Consider the following 961-nt stretch of genomic DNA (forward strand, 5'->3'; position numbering starts at 1 on the left):
AACGTGTTTGTATATGGTTTGTTGCGTGTTTTAAGCACCTAATTTAGCAAATAAAAACCGAATAGAAAATCCGAGAGGATTTTCGTAAGTAGGCTAGAACTAGCAATAAATTATATACGGTGTTGTAGTTAGTTATTTTTATATTCTTCTTTCATTTCGTTTCCAATTCTTTTAGCAGATTCGGATTGTTTGTCTTTATTCCAAACATATATATCCTTTTCAAAATACTTATAATGTTCTGATATTGTAAAAGTGTGCAAACTATCGTTGTCTATTGTTCTGTTTAAAATTTGTTCTCGAATTTTACCTTGAATTTTTAATTTACCTGTCTTATATGCATAAATTCCAAAAAATGGTGTTAAATTTCCATCACCAAAAGTATCTTTTTGAATTTTTGATTCCGAATATTTATTGTCCATTATTACAGAAATTAAGTTTCCTTCATTGCCATAATTATTAGTTACATAATTTTTTATTCGAGCAAGATTTTTCCCAACTCTTAATGTGTCTGGAATATCTAATTTAAAGTAGGTACTTGGTTTAGTTTTTATTCCACCTTTTTTGTCGAAATAATAGGATTGATTTTTATAGGAACTATCTCTTAAAATTAACCATTCCGATTTTTCAGTCAATTTTCCATTTTTATCAAAATATGTCCACCAACCAATAGATAAATTATTTTTTACAAGTCCTTTTTCCTTTACAAGTCCATTTTCGTAATAGTAAAATAAAGTGTCAGCTGGCTCTCCATTTTTAAAATAAGACATTGATTTTAAATTTCCATTTGGATAATATTCTCCACCATAGCCAGTAAATGTTGAATCGGTTTTTGAATCATCAAATTCCACTTTTACCATTTGTCCGTTATATTCTTGATAAACATCTTTTTTTTCTGTTTTACAACTCAGGAATACTAATGTTACTAATATGTACGAAAGTTTCTTCATAATTAACTACAACG

Annotated in this window: 1 protein-coding gene; it reads right to left on the reverse strand. The window is 27.7% G+C overall.

The window, feature by feature from the left end; all coding sequences use genetic code 11:
* Nucleotides 1-128: 128 nt before the first annotated feature.
* Nucleotides 129-947 carry a toxin-antitoxin system YwqK family antitoxin gene (locus tag VDP25_RS17675; RefSeq protein WP_334471974.1) on the reverse strand — a complete coding sequence of 273 codons (819 nt, stop codon included), beginning with the start codon at nucleotides 945-947 and terminating at the stop codon, nucleotides 129-131.
* Nucleotides 948-961: the final 14 nt, after the last annotated feature.

It is taken from the genome of Winogradskyella sp. ECml5-4 (genome assembly GCF_036903175.1).
Classification (GTDB): Bacteria; Bacteroidota; Bacteroidia; order Flavobacteriales; family Flavobacteriaceae; genus Winogradskyella; species Winogradskyella damuponensis.